We start from the raw sequence: 18,972 nt of genomic DNA, 5'->3' as shown, positions 1-18,972 counted from the left end.
AAAAACTGAGAAAGATAAGGAAGTGTGGTCATGATATGTCGCTTTTATTATTCTGCCTGTTTGTCTTCATGACGTAAGTTATAAAGTATCTGACCATAGGCATCGCGCAATGAGTCTTTTTGAGAATCAGCCACATCATTTATCGTCAAGCAGCGCTCAAAAACCTCCATCTCATTTAAATCCTGCAAGTTCTCTGAGGTTTGCTGCTGATTAAGCACTTTGTTATAAGTACGAGTGTTTTTTATCTTAAGCACTTCACATGGCAACCCTTCTACCATTGCTTGCACTTGCTCACGCAAATCACTGACAATCTCATCGCCTGTATAGACAATCTCTAGCCAAATAGAGTCCGATTGCGTAAGCGCTCTAATGGTTTGATCAATCGTGGTTAGGTCACCAGATATTTGCGCCAATTGTTGGAACTTTGGGATGGGCAGGGACACTACTTGCATCTGATTAGCGTCATCGCGATGTAGGATTTTATTGCTAGTCACGGCGTCAGCAGAAGTTTCTCGAATGCTTTTATATTGCTCAGGATGAACAGGAGTATTTTCTATGGCAGTAGATTTTTTAACTTCCTCATCTTCTAATGGCTTATCAAAGCCAAACAAGTCATCCATGAAAGGCAGTTCCTGACTAGACACTTCTTTAGCGGTTTTTTCTGCTAATTTATCTACTGATTTTTTAACTTGGGCGACTTCAATGTCAGCAGCTGTACGGATAGCATGAGGAGTAATACTATCAGGTGCATCATTCAACTCTGAGATGCCATTATTAAAATGCTCTGCGGCACCAAACTGTACCAGCAATACTTGCTTTTGCTGTTTGGCCTCTCCAAAACCCATCGCGATGGGTGAGCCTGAATAGCGAATACTCTCACGACCGCCAACGCGCTGCGGTACGTGCAAATGGCCAAGTGCCACATAATCGAAGCCATCATTGAACATATCGGCGGAGATTTTACCTAGTGAGCCGACATATAGCTCGCGTACACCATCATCTTCGGTTGTTTTACCACCAGACGCGAATAGATGCCCTGTGGCGACGATAGGAATATATCGCTGATGCGTTTTGATTAAGTCGGCTTGCTTAGCCTTCGCAATGGCTGCAACATTGTCATAATGCGCGCAAATACCAGTGATAACATTGGCGTCTTTGCTATCTGCGGACTCGCCAGCGCTACTGCTACGCACATCCCGATCGCGCAGATAGGGCACAGCGGCAATAATACAATGGGGGTTGTTATCGTCATCACCCAAGACCAATACTTCGTCGTCCAAGTCATCACAAGCAGTACCAACCACATGTACGTTCAAAAACTTAAGCACGTTGCTTGGTGCGTCCAAAAATGTTGGTGAGTCGTGATTGCCTGCGACAATAACCACATGCTGACAGCAGGAGCGCGAGACCTTACCCAAAAATTCATAATACAGCGCTTGGGCTTTATTGCTTGGGGTCATGGTATCGAAGATATCACCCGCGACGATCAATATATCTATTTTTTGCGCGCTGATGGTGTCTTGTAGCCAATGCAGGAATAACTCAAACTCTTCATAGCGAAGACGCCCATACAGACGTCGCCCCAAGTGCCAGTCTGAGGTATGCAATATGGTCAAAGGTTTCATTTGCGTGGTTAAAGAAGAAGGCAAGCTAGCATCAGATATGGGCATAAGTAGACTATAAGTATGAGCAGTAGAAAGTCTTCATTCTAGCAAGAATCGTTGCGTTTTGCGCTGTTGCCAAAAGAAAACCCTACCAATAATATACTGGTAGGGTTTTCTTCTTATTCAAGACTCATCGTTTTGCAGGTCAGTAGTAATCGCTAGTCAACAATCAATTGCTCCAGACCATCTCCTTGCTGCGTCGCAAGATTGGCGACCATCGATAGGGCGTGCGCTTGTTGGTCTATCGGTTGTTTTACTGCTTTACCTCTCGACCCTTCACGCAACCAATTTTTAGCTATATCATCGCTATTTTGACTGTGCTGCTGATTTTGTAAATTATACCAAGCCAAATCATGATGCAAGCTGACCACGTCGCCCATAATTAGGAGGGCAGGCGTTGGCAATTGTGCTTGTTCTTGTTTGGCAACAATCGTTGCAAGCGTACCTGTCAATACCTGCTGATTGGGCATACTCGCATTAGAGACGATAGCAATGGGCGTTTCGCTACTACGACCAGCGTCAACCAAGCCTTCAGTCAAACGTGCCAGCGAGTGCAGACCCATGTAAAATACGACTGTCTCATCAGTATTTAAGAAGCTTTTAAAGTTACTGTTGGGTGCACCAGCTTTCAAAAACCCAGTCACAAAACGCACTGACTGTGAATGGTCACGGTGAGTTAAAGGAATGCCTGCATAGCTAGCAGCGGCATTGGCAGCGGTGATACCTGGTACGACTTGATAAGGCACATTATGTGCCCGCAGGCTTTCGATCTCTTCACCGCCACGTCCAAAGATAAACGGATCGCCACCTTTTAAACGCACCACACGGCGGCCTTGTTTGGCATGGTTGACAAGTAGCTCATTGATGCCTAGTTGCGCAACTGTATGATTGCTGCGTTTTTTACCGACAAATACTTTATCAGCGTCACGGCGGCATAAGTCCAACACCTGCGGTGAGACCAGTGCATCGTAAAACACCACATCTGCTTGCTGCATTAGACGCAAGGCTTTAAATGTCAACAGCTCTGGATCACCCGGGCCTGCGCCAACAATATAAACTTCACCAATGGCTGGTAAGTTTTTTTCTGACTCATTCGATGCGACGTTCTTGATGGCATCTGACTCTCTAACCGAGTTTGCATCATCGCTTTTCTTACTGATAGCAGCGGCAGTACTATCCAAATCAGCTTTCAGTTGTGCAGTCGCTTCAGTTTCATTACCTGCAAACATGAGCTGACTGACTTGGCCTTCAAACGCGCGTTCCCAAAACTGACGACGGCCAGTAAGCGTTGGTATTTTGGCTTTTACCTCACTGCGGAATTCACCTGCCAACTTTGCTAATTTTCCGTAGCCTTGCGGGATTAACGTCTCAAGGCGTGCCCGTAATAAGCGTGCTAGCACAGGCGCTTTACCATTTGATGAGATACCAATCACAATAGGATTGCGATCGATAATCGCTGGAAAGATAAAGTCACATAAATGCGGCGTATCGACCACATTGACTGGAATGTTTAGCTCAGTCGCATCTGCATGGATTTGGTGATTCAGCGTCTCATCATCAGTCGCGGCAATGATTACCCGTGCGCCTGACATATAGGTTTTATTATAATTCTCATAGATAAATTCATGTTTGCTGTCAGTTAGCAGTGCTTGTAGCTCGTGGCTGATATCAGGTGCAAGTATAGTGATACAGGCGCCTGCACGGCTGAGCAAATCCGCTTTACGCAGTGCCACTTCGCCGCCGCCCACGATAAGCACTTTACGGTCTTCTAATTTAAAAAATAGCGGGAAGGTGTTCATAATGTCACCATATATTTAATTGTTTATTATAAAAGGTAGAAAAGATATAAGGAATGCCGCCATTATGAGGTATCACAGGCATACTCTCACCTAGTGAATTGGCATTAGTATATTCGTTTTTGAGATATTAATTCCTGTTTTCGCTAATAATAGGAATAGCGGTAAGTTTTCGATATATAGTCAGAGAACTAGTATTAGATTTCTTTGACTATAGATAGAACAGCACAAAAAAATCCCGCTTAACGACTCTATAAGAGCCAAGCGGGATTTTTTTATTGATATAGCTATAGCCATCGTTCAATAAACAATCGCTACAGTCAGCGCCTTACTATAGCTGAGTATGCAAGCCACACTCACGGCTTTCTTCTACTTTCGTTGGATCAAAGTAGTCATGCTCGTTTGGCAAGTTGTGCTCATCTAAGTATACGTCTAGATCAGCATCTGTTTTTTCAAACAATGGCGCTACTTTTAGCACGCCGTCTTTTGATAGGCTAAGTACGTCAAGACCTTGGCGGAACTCAGTTTGGTCTTTACGAATAGCATTGAACCACACATCTGGCTTTAGCTCATCTAATGCACGGCGGAACGGCTCGAGTTTAACTTGCTCAGTGAACTCGTCATGCTGTGGGTTATCGATACCTGGGATGCCATTCATCGTCGCGTCACGGTGTGCAGCCGTTTGCTTAGGAATATAAGTAACGACATTTAGGTTCAAGTCATGGATAAGCTTGTTGGCAAACTGATAAGTAGCATCAGTGTTGTAACCTGAGTCTACCCACAATACCGTGATATCAGGGCGCTGTTTAGCAACCAAATGCAAAATCGCTGATTCATACGGACGGAAGTTGGTCGTGATGATTGGGTTTTTTGCTTGAGTCAGTGCCCACTCAACGATTTGCTCAGGTGACTTACCTTGTAGGTCTTGGTTGGCTTGGTCAAGGTCTAGGTTTGGGTGTAATTGGCTCATAATACGTTCCTTAATTGTTGTTAATATAAAAAGGTTGATTAAAAATATCGGGTATTACTATAAAATTAATAGTCAGTGCGACAGCTATGCGACTGAAGGCTCTGACGATTGTGCAAACATCGGTAAATCTGAAGCGCTTCGACCGTCATAGCTACTGGCAAGGGCAGTAAAGGCTTGCTCAATACCAAACTTAGAATCTGCTTCTAGGTCATGCTCGCTCAATACAAAGCTATCAACGCCCGTGCGTAGCATATAAGCAATTTGATCGCGGCCAAACGCGCCAGCCACTCGAATCTCGCCTGTATAACCGATTTGGCGCAGCGTACGTGCAAAGCTAAAGTGACGACCATCAGCGAACTTCGGCACATCAATCACGATAAGTGCGTGCGTTGATAAGAACTCACTAAGCCCTTCTAGTGCATCAGCGTCAGTATCGGCAGTAACCCACAATCCAAGTCGGCTACTGTGCTGTACGATCAGCTCATAAACTTCTTTAATCAGACCGCCAGCCTGTGCGCCCGTAGTATCTAACAGATCAACAAGTGGCACGATCACGTCAGGCTTTTCTTGTTTTTGTAGTAGCTCAAGCAACGTAATGTTAGTCGATACAATGCTCTCTGGCAGTGCATCAGTAGTAAGTACATGCCATGTATCTTGACTGCCGATATCGACGCCATGACTGTCCAAAATATGGTGATTAGCCATAGACCTTCTCCTTAAATGGATCAATACCAACGCGCTCAACCAATTGACCAAAGCTTTCTACATCGTTATCAGTGCTGGCACGTAAGTCCACATAGACATCAACGATCTGCTGTATGGTGTTAGCAACCTCAAGGGCAGGCACAGATTTGCCTAAGATTTTGCCAAGTTTGGCATCGTCGCTAGAGTTGCCGCCAAGGCTAATCTGATACCAATGTTCGCCTTTTTTATCGACGCCCAAGATACCAATATCGCCTGTATGATGGTGCGCACAAGCATTGATACAGCCAGACATGTTCAGGCGAATCTCACCCAAGTCATATAGATAGTCTAGGTCATCGAACTGTTTTTCGATTTGTTCAGCGATGTTGTGGGTGGTCGCATTGGCAAGCGAGCAATAATCCCAACCTGGGCAGACAATCATATCTGTTAGGGTGTTGATGTTTGCGCGCGCTAAATGCAACTCTGATAGCTGCTGCCATAACTCATAAAGCTTATTGGTCTCCACATCAGCGAATACTAGATTCTGCTGATAAGTACCACGTAGCTCACCAAAGCTATATTTGTCAGACAGGTCAGCCAGTGCATCCATTTGTGATTCACTGACATCGCCGGATGGTACATATTTGCCATCGACCAAGCCTGCCTTAAGAGAAATCACCACCGCACGATAGCCAGCTATTTTGTGCGCTACGGTATTTTGGTTGTACCAGTTGGCAAAATCTTTATCAGCGCTCAGTTGCTGTTGTAGCTCAGACTGTACTTGTAGCGCGTCAAACGATACATAGTCAGGCTCACTAAAGAAACCAGTCGCCGTTGCAAAGTTCTCATCAGTCAAAGTAAGTGGACCATCTTTGGTGTGGGCTTCCCATTCAGCATTGACCAATTTGGCGAAGGCTGGACCGCCCATGCTTTCGACCAAAATCTTGATACGTGATCTGTATTTGCTGCCTTTGTCACGGCGACCATGCAAGTTATAGACACGCAAGATGGCGTCTAAATAACTCAGCAGATGCTGACGTGGCAAGAATTTATTGATAACTTTACCAAGGACAGGAATACGTCCTAGACCACCGCCAACCAATACTTCAAAACCAATCTCACCTTCATCATTGGTTTTTACGTGTAGGCCGACATCATGTACTTGGGTTGCTGCACGGTCATCATTGGTGCCGATGACGGCAATCTTAAATTTACGCGGCAAAAAAGCAAACTCAGGATGGAAGGTTGACCACTGACGAATAATTTCACAATAAGGACGTGGATCAGCGATTTCTTCTTTATGAATACCAGCATATGGATCGGTGGTGGTATTACGGATACAGTTGCCTGAGGTTTGGATGGCATGCATCTGTACTGAGGCTAATTCAGCCAAAATATCTGGCACATCTTCTAGTTTTGGCCAGTTCAGCTGGATATTGGTACGGGTCGTGAAGTGGCCATAGCCTTTATCATATTTACGAGTAATCTCGGCCAGTTTGCGCAACTGGTAGCTGGCAAGCAATCCGTAAGGAATGGCGATACGCAACATCGGCGCATAACGCTGGATGTATAGGCCATTTTGCAACCGTAATGGCAAAAACTGCTCTTCTGGCAGCTCACCTGCCAAAAACCGCTCGGTTTGGTCGCGAAATTGGGCAACTCGTTCCTCTACCAAAGTCTGGTCAGCGTAATTATATTGATACATGACGTAATCTCAGTTTTGTTTTTAATCTTAAAATCAGCGACGAAAATGATTTGCGTGTGTAATAGGTTTTATTGCCGTTCGCAATGTAAATAATTCAGCTATACATAATATAAGCTTGTACCCAGAAACATAAATTCCTTTCAGACATATCCATATCCAAACACAGCATAAATTTTCATAACGAAAGTTAGGTAGCCTATGCGTATCAAATTTAATGCCCAGTCGCTAGTACGCTACTTATTATCTATCGACGGCTTTCTTCTCAGTTTTGTACATTTAATCGCTTTTGCATTTTTGCTCATCTCTTCCAACCATTCTTTTTATAAGAGGTTTTAATAACTATATGTCTCAAACTCAAAGCCCAACCCAATCCCAATTCAAATCAAAACTTGTTCCTCCACATGGCAGTGCCGAGCTTAAACCACTGTTGTTAGAAGGCGAAGCACGTGAGCAAGCATTAGAACTTGCCAGCACATTGCCGACCATCACTCTAAGCTCACGTGAGCGTGGTGATTTAATCATGTTCGGTATTGGTGGTTTCACTCCGTTAAATGGCTTTATGAATCAAGCGGACTGGCAGGGTGTGGTAGACAACATGCGCTTGCAAAGCGGTGAAAACGCAGGTTTGTTTTGGCCAATCCCTATCACCTTGTCTGCGCCAAAAGAGACGGCAGATAGTTTGAGCCAAGGCGACAAAGTAGCATTGGTCGCTCAAGATGGTGAAGTCATGGGTATCTTGACGGTAGAAGAAACCTATACCATCGATAAAGAACATGAGTGTCAGCAAGTATTTACGACCACGGATTCAGAGCATCCAGGCGTACAGCAAGTATTGAACCAAGAAGCCGTCAATATTGCCGGTAGTGTTGAAGTATTGAGTGAAGGCGAGTTCCCAACGTTATATCCAGAAATCTACAAAACGCCAGCAGAAACACGCGCAATTTTGGATGCTAAAGGCTGGAAAACAGTGGCTGCATTCCAAACGCGCAACCCAATGCACCGTTCACATGAGTATTTGGCCAAGATTGCGATTGAGATCTGTGATGGTGTATTGATTCATTCATTATTAGGCGCATTGAAACCTGGCGACATCCCAGCAGAAGTTCGTCAAGAAGCCATTAAAACGCTAATTGATAATTACTTTAGACAAGATACCGTTATACAAGCAGGCTATCCGTTGGATATGCGCTATGCTGGTCCACGTGAGGCATTATTACATGCGCTATTCCGTCAAAACTACGGCTGTAGTCATCTGATTGTTGGTCGTGATCATGCTGGTGTCGGCGATTACTATGGTGCGTTTGATGCGCAAACTATTTTTGAACATGTTGGTAAAGATGACCTTATCACCCAACCGCTCAAAATTGGCTGGACGTTCTGGTGTAATGCTTGTAATGCGATGGCCTCTGATAAGACTTGCCCGCATGACGCCTCTGAGCACGTTAAAGTGTCAGGTACTAAGCTGCGTAAAGCGCTATCAGAAGACGAAGATGTACCAGATAACTTTAGTCGCCCAGAAGTACTACAGATTTTGCGTGACTACTATGCTGGTATCGCAAAAGAAGAGCGTGCTGAGGTTAAATTAACGGGTGCATCTGCGGTATAAGGGCAGATCGTCAGTATAAATAACTCGTACTAAGCCAGTCGTAAAAAAGGTGTCAGACTTATGGTCTGGCACCTTTTTGTTTTTATCACTATTTTAAAATAAAAAACACGCCCTAACGCATGTTAGCGCTGTCTATTAAATCTCCAAACCTACTGCCAGCTTTTTATATTCTCCAGCAAGTGAGCCACCACCTGAGCAAAAATAGTTCAGTGCATATTTGTCTGGGCTATCGATGATGAGGGTGTCATCCTTAAACTGAAAAAAAGCCGTGCTGTCATTTACCTTTGCCTGAAAAATCATACCATGAGCAGTATCTTGCCCCATAAGTGTTGCCTTACCATCGAAATGACAAGTAGGTTTTTTGATATCGCTGCGTGAGCGAACTTTAATGTCAATCTGTCGATCACCATCTGCTCGTACCATCACGCCAACCCAATCATAGCCTTGTGCTCGTTTGTCGTAGTCGGCAGTAGCGTAATCCGCTGAAACCTTGTTTGTTGAAACTTTATCTGTTGAAAATCTGTCTGCTGAGACATTGTCACCTAAGATATTACTTTCAATAGCTGGCAAAGCAGATGTTGTACTGGCGACTGATTCAACCGCACTGTGGTTAGCGCTGTTCACAGTGGGCGACACGTTATTACAGCCTGTTAAAGTCGCTAGGGTAGCGGTCATTATTATCAGCCCTACAATAGAATGAAATTGACGGTATGAAGTATTCATATAAGGGCCTTTGGTCAAGTAGAAAAGTAAGGTTCGCATAGTATCGGGATAATGAAAGTATCATTAATACAACAAGCTTTATGACGTACAAACAATGGTACAGCCTACCCAAATCATAGTCTACTTAATAAACCTGCCAGCAACTACTCAACCCATTTTATTATTAATAATGCAAAAAGATTGCTCCTATCACTTATGCCAACTTCACTAGTCGATAAGCTAATTCGTCACTAAGCGTTTGCTATTTATGCTGCTAGCATAGCTTGCATCATCCCGACAACCGAACTCAAAAGATTGTAGGCTCTGTGATGATGGTCAAGATTTTGACAAAACGCTTCTAATACTTTTATCGAGAGCATCATGCAAAAAAAATTCCAACAAATCAGCATTGCTAGCATTCAATCAACTAATAATAAGTCTGTAAAAGCGCGTGTACTTGCCACCAGCGGCATGCTCGCAGCAGCGATGATAATGACAGGCTGCAGTCCAACAGAAGCGACTCAAGATGACGCGGCAAATAATGCCAGTGGCGGGACACAGGATATTAATCTACTCAACGTCTCCTATGATGTGTCTCGCGACTTTTATAAAGACTACAACACCTTATTCAGTACCGACTATCAGAAATCTCACCCAAATAGCAAAGTAAATATCAATCAGTCGCATGGCGGCTCTAGTAAGCAGGCACTCTCTGTCGCTAATGGTCTGCAAGCGGATGTGGTGACCTTTAACCAAGAGAGCGACATGAATCTATTGGTGGAAAAAGGCTTGGTCGCTGCTGACTGGCAGCAAGCACTACCAAATAATGCCGTGCCGTACACTAGCACCATGGTATTACTGGTTCGCGCTGGTAATCCAAAAAATATCAAAGACTGGTCAGATTTGGCCCGTAATGATATCGATGTGGTCATCCCGAACCCGAAAACCAGTGGCACGGCGCGTTATGCCTTCTTGGGTGCCTATGGTTATGGCTTGCACCAATTCAAAGAAAGCAGTAATGAAAACCCTGTAAAAACCAATGACTTTATCAAAAAACTGCTGGCCAATGTGGTTACTTATGACAATGGCGCACGCGCTGCAACGACCAGCTTTACTCAGCGTGGCCTAGGTGATGTGCTGATCACAACCGAAAACGAAGCACATTTAACTGCCCAACAATTTGCAAAGGGTAACGTTGATATCGTATACCCGAGCTATTCGATTACGATTGCCAACCCAGTAGCAGTCGTAACGGCAGTGACTGAGAAATCTGGTAAGACAGAAGCGGCAAGTGCTTATCTGAAAGGTTTATGGGATAAGCCTGCCCAAGAGCTCATGGCAAAAATGTATATGCGTCCAAGTGATGAGCAGATTCTAGCTGCTCATAAAGATACTTTGCCTGATATTGAAACGTTTGAACCTGTGGCTGTGTTTGGCTCATGGGCAGAGATTATGGATGCTTTCTTTGTAGATGGTGGCCGTTTTGATCAGCTGGCAAGTACTAAGTAGTCGTTAATTTTTAGTTTATAGAACTATCTATCCTAGCTGCTTTTAGTAAAACACGGACAAGATAGATAGGGGACATGCCAGTATTAAAACCATCAATAAACAAACAGTCAGTTATACATATAGATTCTTTTAACAACTTATTGATATATCTGGCTTTGTTTACTGGTTATTCCCTTTTGGCAATAACATACGCATATTCATCATTAAACATAATAAGATGGCGCTGTTAGCATACTTGCATTACACAACAGACATCTTTGAGGTATTTATGACAGACGTAGCTCGTTATCAACAGAAAAGTAAAACTCTTAGTGCCTTGAGTATTGCTGGCGTTGCTTTGACTCTTGGTCTATCTGGTTGTAGCAACAGTGAAACTACTGAGGCCGCAGCTGATGGTTCAGCGACGACAGAAGGGCAAAATATCGAGCTACTTAATGTCTCATACGATGTGGCACGTGATTTTTATAAAGACTACAACCCGTTGTTTGTGGAACACTACAAAGCTGAAAATCCAGACAGCAATATCTTAATCAAACAGTCACATGGCGGCTCAAGTAAGCAAGCACTATCTGTTGCCAACGGTCTACAAGCCGATGTTGCTACCATGAACCAAGGTTCTGATATCGAGCTGCTTGAGAAAAAAGGCTTGGTTGAGTCAGATTGGGAAAGTAAATTCCCAGACAACGCGGTTCCGTTTACTAGTACGATCGTATTTTTGGTACGTAAAGACAATCCAAAAAACATCAAAGACTGGGAAGACTTGACCAAAGACGGTGTTGAGATTGTCATGGCCAATCCAAAGGTGACGGGTAACGGTCGTTATGCGTTCTTAGGTGCATACGGTTATGGTCTACATGCTTTTAATCAAGATGAAACAAAAGCTAAAGGCTACGTAAAAGACATGCTAAAAAATGTCAAAGTCTATGAAAACGGCGGACGTGCCGCGACAACGACTTTCGTACAGCGCGGTATTGGTGATGTATTGGTCACGTTTGAAAACGAAGCCAACCTTGCAGCGACTGATTTTGGTGCAGGTCAAGTAGACATCGTTTATCCAAAATACTCGATCAAGTCAGAAAGCCCTGTGGCAGTTGTGAAGACGGTAACAGATAAAAAAGGCACTACAGACGCTGCCAAAGCGTATCTTGATTACTTATGGAGTGAGCCTGCTCAGCAGCTAGCGGCCAATCTATATCTACGTCCTAGCGTTAAGAGCGTGCTTGACAAAAACGGTGACAAATTACCGCCAGTTGAGACTTTCCGCCCGAACGATGCCTTTGGCACATGGGATGAGATCATGAGCACTTACTTCAGCGATGGTGGTGTGTTTGACCAATTGGCAATTAACGCGCCTCAGTAATCACTTGCTGAGTACTTAGAGCAGCTACTGCGCTAACCACTGAAACGGATTAACTTAGTTAATCGTATAGTCAGTCATGAAGCACCCCATAAAGGACATGGTCGTATGCACTATGTCCTTTATATCATAAGCCGACCAATAATAATTTTGATAACAATGGTAATAATGGTCTTACAGTGAGCACCCTCGCTAAGTACCATCAGTTAGGCAATAGGACATCACTATGAGTGCAACATCTTCTTCTGCCAGTAAGCCCGGCAATAAAAAAGGTTGGCTGACCCGTTTGCGTCAGCGCAATGTGCTACCTGGGTTCGGTCTGAGCATGGGTATTACTGTCTTTAGCTTGTCGTTATTGGTGGTTCTACCGTTTGCCATGATGGCCTATACCACAACACAGATGGGTTGGACTGGCTTTTGGGAAACCATTACCCAGCCACAAGTCACTGCCGCTATCAAGCTAAGCTTATGGATGTCATTTTTAGCGATGCTGACCAATATGGTATTTGGCACACTAGTCGCATGGGTGCTTGTCCGCTATGAGTTTTGGGGTAAGTCACTGATTAATGCCTTGGTTGATTTACCATTTGCACTACCAACCGCCGTTACAGGTATCTCGCTTGCCACTTTATATGCACCTAATGGCTTGATTGGTCAATGGTTTGCCAAGTTCGATATTCAGGTTGCCTTTACGCCGATAGGTATTTGGCTAGCACTGGTTGTGGTGAGCTTTCCCTTTATCGTCCGTGCGGTGCAGCCAGTACTTGCTGAATTATCGGTTGAGTTTGAAGAAGCTGCTGCGGTATTAGGCGCTAATCGTCTGACGACTTTTCGTAAAGTAATTTTGCCAGAGCTATTACCTGCTTTGTTAATGGGTGCAGGTATGATGTTTGCCCGTGCCACTGGTGAGTATGGCTCAGTTATCTTTATCGCGGGTAATATTCCGATGCAGTCTGAGATTTTGCCGCTCATTATTATCAGTAAGCTTGAGCAGTTTGATATTCAAGGGGCTTCTGCGGTGGCATTATTTATGCTACTCATATCATTTGTTATCTTGTTGACCATTAATATCATGCAGTGGAAACTGTCGCGCCGTGTAGGAGCTCGCTAATATGCAAATATCTAATAGCTACGACTACCAAAGCAACGCTGCGACCAAAGATACGCCATGGATACGTCGCACCTTTATTGCCATTGCAGTGCTATTCATGATTGTCATGTTGGTCATTCCATTACTGGCTGTGTTTTACGAAGCCTTTAAAAATGGTTGGCAGTTATATATCGCTTCATTAGTAGACCCTGAAGCTTTGCAAGCCATCAAGCTGACGCTTATTACGGCAGGCATTGTCTTACCGATTAATATGGTAATGGGCATCGCAATTGCATGGTTGGTTACGCGTTACCAGTTTAAAGGTAAGCAGCTGGTCACCACTTTGCTTGATTTGCCATTTTCGGTATCACCAGTGGTCGCAGGTTTGATGTTTGTACTGCTGTTTGGACTGAACTCTACTATCGGCGGCTGGCTTGAGAGCATGGGTTTCCAAGTGATCTATGCAGTACCTGGTATCATTTTGGCGACGTTATTTGTGACCTTTCCGTTTGTTGCACGTGAGCTGATCCCATTGATGCAAACTCAAGGCGACTCTGAGGAGCAAGCAGCATTAACCTTAGGCGCTACTGGTTGGCAGACTTTTTGGCATGTGACACTGCCTAACATCAAATGGGCGCTGCTATATGGTTTGATTTTGACCAATGCCCGTGCGATGGGTGAGTTTGGTGCAGTCAGTGTGGTTTCCGGTCACATTCGCGGCGAGACCAACACCATGCCGCTATTGGTTGAGATTGCCTATAACGATTATAACTTTACCGCTGCGTTTGCCTTATCGAGCATATTGGCTGCACTTGCCTTAGTGACGCTACTGATTCAGCAAGTCATGACCAAGATACAAGAACGTAAATTTGCCAAGTCTGAGCGGCTTGCCAGCGCACCTGAGCTGCCAGTAAGTGCTAACGCAACGGTCACTACTGAATCGACGAGTGCGGACAGTACTGGCAAGGTATAACTGCCATTAGCTAATAAATAATGTTAATACTACGGATGCAGTCGCTACTCAGCTACTTGCCACGATACGACAAAAGATATAATAAGAGATACGATTATGAGCATTGAGATTCGCAACGTTAATAAAAAATTCGGCAATTTTACGGCTTTAGACAATATCAATATCACCGTGCCGACTGGCAAACTGACGACGTTACTAGGCCCGTCAGGCTGCGGTAAGACCACTTTGCTACGTATTATCGCGGGTCTAGAGTATGCCGACTCTGGACAGGTATTGTTTGATGAGCTGGATGTGACCAATACTCCAGTCCAAAAGCGCCATATTGGCTTTATGTTTCAGCATTATGCCTTGTTTCGCCATAAGAACATCGCGGATAATGTGGCGTTTGGATTGACCTTGTTACCAAAAAACGAACGCCCGAGCAAAGCGGATATCAATAAGCGCGTGTCAGAGCTCTTAGACCTCGTACAGCTACCACAAGTTGCCAATGCTTATCCGCATCAGCTATCAGGTGGTCAGCGCCAGCGCATTGCCTTAGCACGTGCACTTGCTGTTAAACCGAAGCTGTTGCTGCTAGATGAGCCGTTTGGTGCACTAGATGCCAAAGTCCGTAAAGAACTGCGCACATGGCTAAAGAACATCCACCACGAGCTTGGTATCACCAGTATCATGGTAACGCACGACCAAGAAGAAGCGCGAGCGGTATCAGATGAGATCGTCGTGATGAATCAGGGCCGAGTAGAGCAGGTGGGCACGTCAGAGGAGCTGATACATCAGCCAGCCAACGCCTTTATCAGTGACTTCTTAGATCTTGTATAATTATTTGACCTAGCGCAATTTAGGTCGAATTATCAATAGTTGAGCAAAAAAAAGACCTACGAAAGTAGGTCTTTTTTTGTCTGGAGCATTGCCGCAGATTTATTGTCTTAAACGCTTTTTATAAAGCACAGTCAAAGAACCAAAAATCTAAGCGGACAATAGTATCTAAGCAAGATCCGATACATCACTACTAGTTCCTCTAGGAGTGATTTGCTCGTAGGTGATGTCTAAGATATCTTGACACCAATCTGGTAAATCATCAGCGACCTCATACCACATCCAAGTACCGTCACGCACACAGCTCAAAATACCCAGTTTTTTCAAATGGTTTAGGTGGCGCGATATCGTCGGTTGTGGCTGGTCAAGCATATCTACCAAATCACCCACGCAACGTGCTTCTTTTTTGAAAAGAATTTGAAATATTTTTAGACGTGTCGGATCAGATAGGACTTTGAATAAATCGATAGGTCGTATCGTAAAATTATTATCAGACATAGGAGAATTCCAATGGGCTTCGTTAATAGGGGTTCAATATAACAGCAGTTATCTACAAAATCGATTAAAAAATAAGCAAATTTACAGTTCATCGTCAATTCACTACCTTTGACAATATTCGGTTACACGCACACTTATATCCACTTACATAAATGAACTGCCTGTAATACAAGGATACTGTCTCAACGAATAAATATATCGAATGTGATTGAAAATGATAATAATTATCGTTATTATACTGCAAGCGATAAACGTGATTTCAACGACTACTTTTTCATTGTTAGAAAACAGTAAATTATCCGTTTATCAATGACACTTATCACAAAGGTTTTTATACAAGTGTCGTATGCCGTCATTATCGAATAGTGGTATTCCGAGGAGCCAATCCATGTACGTATGTATCTGTAACAACGTAAAAGAAAAGCAAATCAAAGCAGCTATTGCTGCAGGTGTTGATACGCTCGATGGTCTAAAAGATACGCTCGATGTAGCAACGTGCTGTGGCTGCTGTGAGCCGATGGTCAATGACTACCTAGACGAACATCATGCAAAACTCGATAATCTAGCATACGCCGTTTAAATATTATCAATCATATACCTTGTAATATAATACGAGAAAATATATTCAATATTCTGCATCTAAATTTATTATACATAAAGGGTTGGGTGCAAGCGTCCATATAATCTCACTCAAACGCCAGCATGTTACATAACACATATCAATACTAGTTGTAGCTAATTATGATTCTCAATTAGCATCTTATTCTTAGTTCATAACGTTACACCCTATACTGCGCCTGTATGCTACTATATTTATCTGAGATTAGAAGCCATTTTATTGATTTTGATTTTTACTGATCAGTTTGCCAATTATGCTATCCTTATATCATAAATTATGGATGTATGGTGATCGGTAAAAATAAATAGGGGAGTACGCGTTATGATAGGTAGCCAGAAAGTCATTGATTATTTGAATTTCTTACTAGGTGGTGAGCTTGCCGCTCGTGACCAATATTTTATCCATTCAGAGATGTATGCTGAGTGGCACTATGGCAAGTTATACGACCGTATCCATCATGAAATGGAAGACGAAACGCTACATGCACAGAACATCATTCGCCGTATCTTGATGTTGAGTGGCACGCCAAAGATGTCTGTCGATGCTATCCATATCGGTGCGACTGTCCCTGAGATGTTGCAGTTTGACCTAGATTTAGAGTATCAAGTACAAAAGCATCTAAAAGAAGGTATCGCACTTTGCGAAGCTGAGCATGACTATGTCACGCGTGAGATGCTGGTTGAGCAGTTGAAAGACACCGAAGAAGATCATGCGCATTGGCTTGAGCAGCAGCTCCGTCTTATCGACATGATTGGTCTACCGAATTACCTACAAAGCCAAATGGCTGAAGTCACTCCTAATATTGTCTGATATCATCCTACGTATGAATAGCATTCACAGTATTTAGCATAAATAATAGAGATTAAGGGAGAAAGGTAATGACAGGGGATAAAGAAGTTATTCGCGCGTTAAACAAAGTACTTGGGCAGTCATTGATTGCCATCAACCAGTATTTTTTGCATGCACGTATTGCACGTCATTGGGGGCTAGAGGCGCTTAATGACTCATTATATAAGCAATCTATTGCTGAGATGAAATGGTCAGACGACCTAATCGCTCGTATTTTGCTGTTAGGCGGCTTGCCAAACTTGCAGGAACTGGGCAAGGTATTGGTCGGCGAAGATGTACCAGAAATCATTGAGTGCAACCTACGTCTTGAGAGACAAAAGTTCGATATTATTACTGATGCCATCACCTTATGTGAGACAAAGTCTGACTACGTCTCTCGCCAGCTATTAGTCACGCTAAAAGATGGCAATGAAGAGTATGAAGATTGGTTAGAGACACAGCAGGACTTGATTGAGAGTATTGGTGTAGAGCGCTACATCCAATCGCAAATGAGTGATGATGACGCATAATAGTACTTATTATTGAGGTAAGTCATAATAAAAGAAGCCAGTATGAGATTGATAATCCAGTCGCATACTGGCTTTTTTCTGTCTATAGATAAGCTATTTTTAACATTTCGGCTATACAGAATAGAGATGTGTCGTATGTAAAGTCTCACTCAATAGAAAGCTTGTCTTGATTGAAGACACGCCCTAGTATAAACCGCGGCCATCTTCAGGTTTCAGACGTAAAAAATACAGCCCCGAGAGAATGGTCAAAATGCCCAATATCCAATAAGTGGTTTGGAACGCCACTAGTGTATCCATCTGTAGACGCTCACGTAGTAGATTCAACACAGCAGCACCGAACGCAATACCAAAGCTAATCGCCAACTGCTGATTGACCGCCATTAAGCTATTACCGCTACTGGTTTGTGTGCCCTGTAAATCGCCAATCGTAATCGTATTCATCGCACTAAACTGCATAGAGTTGCAGGCACCCATGACGGTCAAGATGGGTATAAACCATAGCCACTGCGACGCATCATTAAACTGCGCTAGTACAATGATAAGTGAACCCATAAACAAGGTATTGTAGACAAGTACTTTGCGATAGCTAAACCGCTGAATAATCTTGCTAACCCAAGGTTTGATACCTATAGCACCCACCGCAATTGGGGCAAGTAGCCAACCTGCCTGCGAAGGTGAGTACTCAAACACCACCTGTAGTAATAAGGGAAGCAAAAATGGTACTGCACTGATACCAAGCCGCGTAAACAAGTTGCCTGTAATACCAATTCGAAAGGTACGAATATCAAACAAGCTGAGTGGAAACAGGGGAGCTGCTCGCCGTTTGGCATGCCAGATGTACGCACCGATCAATAGACTTGCGCCCAACCCAAGCAACAACCCATAAACCTCGCGACCTGTCTGTGAACCAAACTCGACAGCCAGTGTGAATCCGCAGGCAGCGGCGGCAAATAATACAAACCCTGTCCAGTCAAGACGCTTGGTATCTTCGAATAGCGCTGGGACCAGTTTTTTGCCCATGATAAAACCTGCCACACCCATCGGTATATTAATCAAAAATATCCAATGCCAGCTGGCATACTGCACGATATAGCCACCCAATACTGGACCGACTAGTGGTGCAACCAAAGCTGGTATCACGGCAAAATTCATCACAGTGAGCAGCTTATTGCGTGGATAAGACTTGACCAATATTAAACGAGCGACAGGCGTCATCATGGCACCGCCGATACCCTGTACCACACGTGAAGCAACCAAAAAATCTAGTGTTTGCGACGCCGCGCACAGTAATGAGCCAACACAAAAAATGATGACCGCCGATAAAAATACGCGGCGTGTGCCATATTTATCCGCTAAAAAACCACTGATAGGGATAAAAATCGCCAAGGTTAATGCGTAGCTGATGACGGCCCACTGCATCTTTAGTGGTGACTCACCGAGTGCCTGCGCCATTTGTGGCAACGAGGTGTTCAAAATAGTAGCGTCTAAAATTTGCATAAACAGCGCGACTGCTAGCACATAGGGTAAGTATTTATCTTGAGTCGGGGTGAGCGTTACCATGTGAGTCCCATTGAACGTCTCGTTATGAAGTAAGAAAATAGCGTATTTGCGCACAGATCACTATG

General features: G+C 43.8%; 17 protein-coding genes. 9 read left to right on the top strand and 8 right to left on the bottom strand.

Annotated elements, in window-relative coordinates:
* Positions 1-47: 47 nt before the first annotated feature.
* The 5 genes from IEE84_RS06960 to IEE84_RS06940 form a co-directional block, all read right to left on the bottom strand.
* The gene (locus IEE84_RS06960; RefSeq protein ID WP_191113627.1) at positions 48-1,670 is read right to left on the bottom strand and encodes an exonuclease SbcCD subunit D C-terminal domain-containing protein; all 1,623 of its coding nucleotides are present in this window, start codon (positions 1,668-1,670) and stop codon (positions 48-50) included.
* Positions 1,671-1,822: 152 nt separating this feature from the next.
* Positions 1,823-3,463, bottom strand: a complete 1,641-nt coding sequence (cysG, locus tag IEE84_RS06955) for a siroheme synthase CysG (RefSeq protein WP_191113626.1) — start codon at positions 3,461-3,463, stop codon at positions 1,823-1,825.
* A gap of 328 nt (positions 3,464-3,791) precedes the next feature.
* Complete coding sequence (locus IEE84_RS06950) at positions 3,792-4,430, bottom strand: phosphoadenosine phosphosulfate reductase domain-containing protein (protein WP_191113625.1); 639 nt, start codon at positions 4,428-4,430, stop codon at positions 3,792-3,794.
* Between the two features lie 84 nt (positions 4,431-4,514).
* The gene (locus IEE84_RS06945; RefSeq protein ID WP_114700030.1) at positions 4,515-5,135 is read right to left on the bottom strand and encodes a DUF934 domain-containing protein; all 621 of its coding nucleotides are present in this window, start codon (positions 5,133-5,135) and stop codon (positions 4,515-4,517) included.
* Positions 5,128-6,819, bottom strand: a complete 1,692-nt coding sequence (locus IEE84_RS06940; RefSeq protein WP_191113624.1) for a nitrite/sulfite reductase — start codon at positions 6,817-6,819, stop codon at positions 5,128-5,130. The genes IEE84_RS06945 and IEE84_RS06940 overlap by 8 nt, the downstream gene beginning before the upstream one ends.
* A 343-nt stretch (positions 6,820-7,162) precedes the next feature.
* Between IEE84_RS06940 and sat the strand changes: the two genes are divergently transcribed.
* Positions 7,163-8,425, top strand: coding sequence for a sulfate adenylyltransferase (sat, locus tag IEE84_RS06935; protein ID WP_191113623.1), 1,263 nt, complete (start codon positions 7,163-7,165; stop codon positions 8,423-8,425).
* A gap of 135 nt (positions 8,426-8,560) precedes the next feature.
* On the opposite strand, the gene IEE84_RS06930 is transcribed toward sat, so the two are convergent.
* Entirely contained in the window at positions 8,561-9,100 is a 540-nt protein-coding gene (locus IEE84_RS06930) for a hypothetical protein (RefSeq protein ID WP_224737674.1), read from the bottom strand.
* A gap of 408 nt (positions 9,101-9,508) precedes the next feature.
* On the opposite strand from IEE84_RS06930, the gene IEE84_RS06925 reads away from it, so the two are divergent.
* From IEE84_RS06925 to IEE84_RS06905, 5 genes are all read left to right on the top strand, one after another.
* Positions 9,509-10,636 carry a sulfate ABC transporter substrate-binding protein gene (locus IEE84_RS06925; protein WP_191113621.1) on the top strand — a complete coding sequence of 376 codons (1,128 nt, stop codon included), beginning with the start codon at positions 9,509-9,511 and terminating at the stop codon, positions 10,634-10,636.
* 268 nt (positions 10,637-10,904) lie between these two features.
* Positions 10,905-11,996, top strand: coding sequence for a sulfate ABC transporter substrate-binding protein (locus tag IEE84_RS06920; RefSeq protein ID WP_191113620.1), 1,092 nt, complete (start codon positions 10,905-10,907; stop codon positions 11,994-11,996).
* 223 nt (positions 11,997-12,219) lie between these two features.
* Positions 12,220-13,104 (top strand): sulfate ABC transporter permease subunit CysT, encoded by an 885-nt coding sequence (cysT, locus tag IEE84_RS06915; protein ID WP_057760265.1) that lies wholly within the window; start codon positions 12,220-12,222, stop codon positions 13,102-13,104.
* Between the two features lies 1 nt (position 13,105).
* Positions 13,106-14,056: a sulfate ABC transporter permease subunit CysW gene (gene cysW / locus IEE84_RS06910; RefSeq protein ID WP_191113619.1), complete on the top strand. Its 951-nt coding sequence runs from the start codon at positions 13,106-13,108 to the stop codon at positions 14,054-14,056.
* Between the two features lie 96 nt (positions 14,057-14,152).
* Positions 14,153-14,875 (top strand): sulfate/molybdate ABC transporter ATP-binding protein, encoded by a 723-nt coding sequence (locus tag IEE84_RS06905; RefSeq protein ID WP_191113618.1) that lies wholly within the window; start codon positions 14,153-14,155, stop codon positions 14,873-14,875.
* A gap of 165 nt (positions 14,876-15,040) precedes the next feature.
* Here the strand turns inward: IEE84_RS06905 and IEE84_RS06900 are convergent, their stop codons facing one another.
* Positions 15,041-15,370, bottom strand: a complete 330-nt coding sequence (locus IEE84_RS06900; protein WP_191113617.1) for an ArsR/SmtB family transcription factor — start codon at positions 15,368-15,370, stop codon at positions 15,041-15,043.
* A gap of 388 nt (positions 15,371-15,758) precedes the next feature.
* Here IEE84_RS06900 and IEE84_RS06895 point away from each other — a divergent pair, with 388 nt between their 5' ends.
* From IEE84_RS06895 to bfr (IEE84_RS06885), 3 genes are all read left to right on the top strand, one after another.
* Positions 15,759-15,950, top strand: a complete 192-nt coding sequence (locus IEE84_RS06895) for a (2Fe-2S)-binding protein (RefSeq protein ID WP_101205900.1) — start codon at positions 15,759-15,761, stop codon at positions 15,948-15,950.
* 360 nt (positions 15,951-16,310) lie between these two features.
* The gene (gene bfr / locus IEE84_RS06890; protein ID WP_057760257.1) at positions 16,311-16,799 is read left to right on the top strand and encodes a bacterioferritin; all 489 of its coding nucleotides are present in this window, start codon (positions 16,311-16,313) and stop codon (positions 16,797-16,799) included.
* Positions 16,800-16,867: 68 nt separating this feature from the next.
* Positions 16,868-17,347, top strand: coding sequence for a bacterioferritin (gene bfr, locus IEE84_RS06885; RefSeq protein ID WP_191113616.1), 480 nt, complete (start codon positions 16,868-16,870; stop codon positions 17,345-17,347).
* Between the two features lie 183 nt (positions 17,348-17,530).
* Here the strand turns inward: bfr (IEE84_RS06885) and IEE84_RS06880 are convergent, their stop codons facing one another.
* Positions 17,531-18,907 carry a DHA2 family efflux MFS transporter permease subunit gene (locus IEE84_RS06880; RefSeq protein WP_191113615.1) on the bottom strand — a complete coding sequence of 459 codons (1,377 nt, stop codon included), beginning with the start codon at positions 18,905-18,907 and terminating at the stop codon, positions 17,531-17,533.
* Between the last annotated feature and the right edge of the window lie 65 nt (positions 18,908-18,972).

Source organism: Psychrobacter sp. 28M-43 (assembly GCF_014770435.1).
GTDB lineage: Bacteria > Pseudomonadota > Gammaproteobacteria > Pseudomonadales > Moraxellaceae > Psychrobacter.
The sequence above is the reverse complement of the archived record's forward strand: the minus strand, read 5'-3'. Positions and strand labels throughout refer to the sequence as shown.

Excerpts from the sequence above, each read along its gene's own strand:
- IEE84_RS06945 (WP_114700030.1), bottom strand. The coding sequence starts at position 5,135 with ATGGCTAATCACCATATTTTGGACAGTCATGGCGTCGATATCGGCAGT.
- IEE84_RS06950 (WP_191113625.1), bottom strand. The coding sequence starts at position 4,430 with ATGAGCCAATTACACCCAAACCTAGACCTTGACCAAGCCAACCAAGAC.
- cysG (WP_191113626.1), bottom strand. The coding sequence starts at position 3,463 with ATGAACACCTTCCCGCTATTTTTTAAATTAGAAGACCGTAAAGTGCTT.
- bfr (WP_057760257.1), top strand. The coding sequence starts at position 16,311 with ATGATAGGTAGCCAGAAAGTCATTGATTATTTGAATTTCTTACTAGGT.
- IEE84_RS06925 (WP_191113621.1), top strand. The coding sequence starts at position 9,509 with ATGCAAAAAAAATTCCAACAAATCAGCATTGCTAGCATTCAATCAACT.
- IEE84_RS06880 (WP_191113615.1), bottom strand. The coding sequence starts at position 18,907 with ATGGTAACGCTCACCCCGACTCAAGATAAATACTTACCCTATGTGCTA.
- IEE84_RS06920 (WP_191113620.1), top strand. The coding sequence starts at position 10,905 with ATGACAGACGTAGCTCGTTATCAACAGAAAAGTAAAACTCTTAGTGCC.
- IEE84_RS06895 (WP_101205900.1), top strand. The coding sequence starts at position 15,759 with ATGTACGTATGTATCTGTAACAACGTAAAAGAAAAGCAAATCAAAGCA.
- cysT (WP_057760265.1), top strand. The coding sequence starts at position 12,220 with ATGAGTGCAACATCTTCTTCTGCCAGTAAGCCCGGCAATAAAAAAGGT.
- IEE84_RS06940 (WP_191113624.1), bottom strand. The coding sequence starts at position 6,819 with ATGTATCAATATAATTACGCTGACCAGACTTTGGTAGAGGAACGAGTT.
- cysW (WP_191113619.1), top strand. The coding sequence starts at position 13,106 with ATGCAAATATCTAATAGCTACGACTACCAAAGCAACGCTGCGACCAAA.
- IEE84_RS06900 (WP_191113617.1), bottom strand. The coding sequence starts at position 15,370 with ATGTCTGATAATAATTTTACGATACGACCTATCGATTTATTCAAAGTC.
- IEE84_RS06930 (WP_224737674.1), bottom strand. The coding sequence starts at position 9,100 with ATGACCGCTACCCTAGCGACTTTAACAGGCTGTAATAACGTGTCGCCC.
- IEE84_RS06960 (WP_191113627.1), bottom strand. The coding sequence starts at position 1,670 with ATGCCCATATCTGATGCTAGCTTGCCTTCTTCTTTAACCACGCAAATG.
- sat (WP_191113623.1), top strand. The coding sequence starts at position 7,163 with ATGTCTCAAACTCAAAGCCCAACCCAATCCCAATTCAAATCAAAACTT.
- IEE84_RS06905 (WP_191113618.1), top strand. The coding sequence starts at position 14,153 with ATGAGCATTGAGATTCGCAACGTTAATAAAAAATTCGGCAATTTTACG.
- bfr (WP_191113616.1), top strand. The coding sequence starts at position 16,868 with ATGACAGGGGATAAAGAAGTTATTCGCGCGTTAAACAAAGTACTTGGG.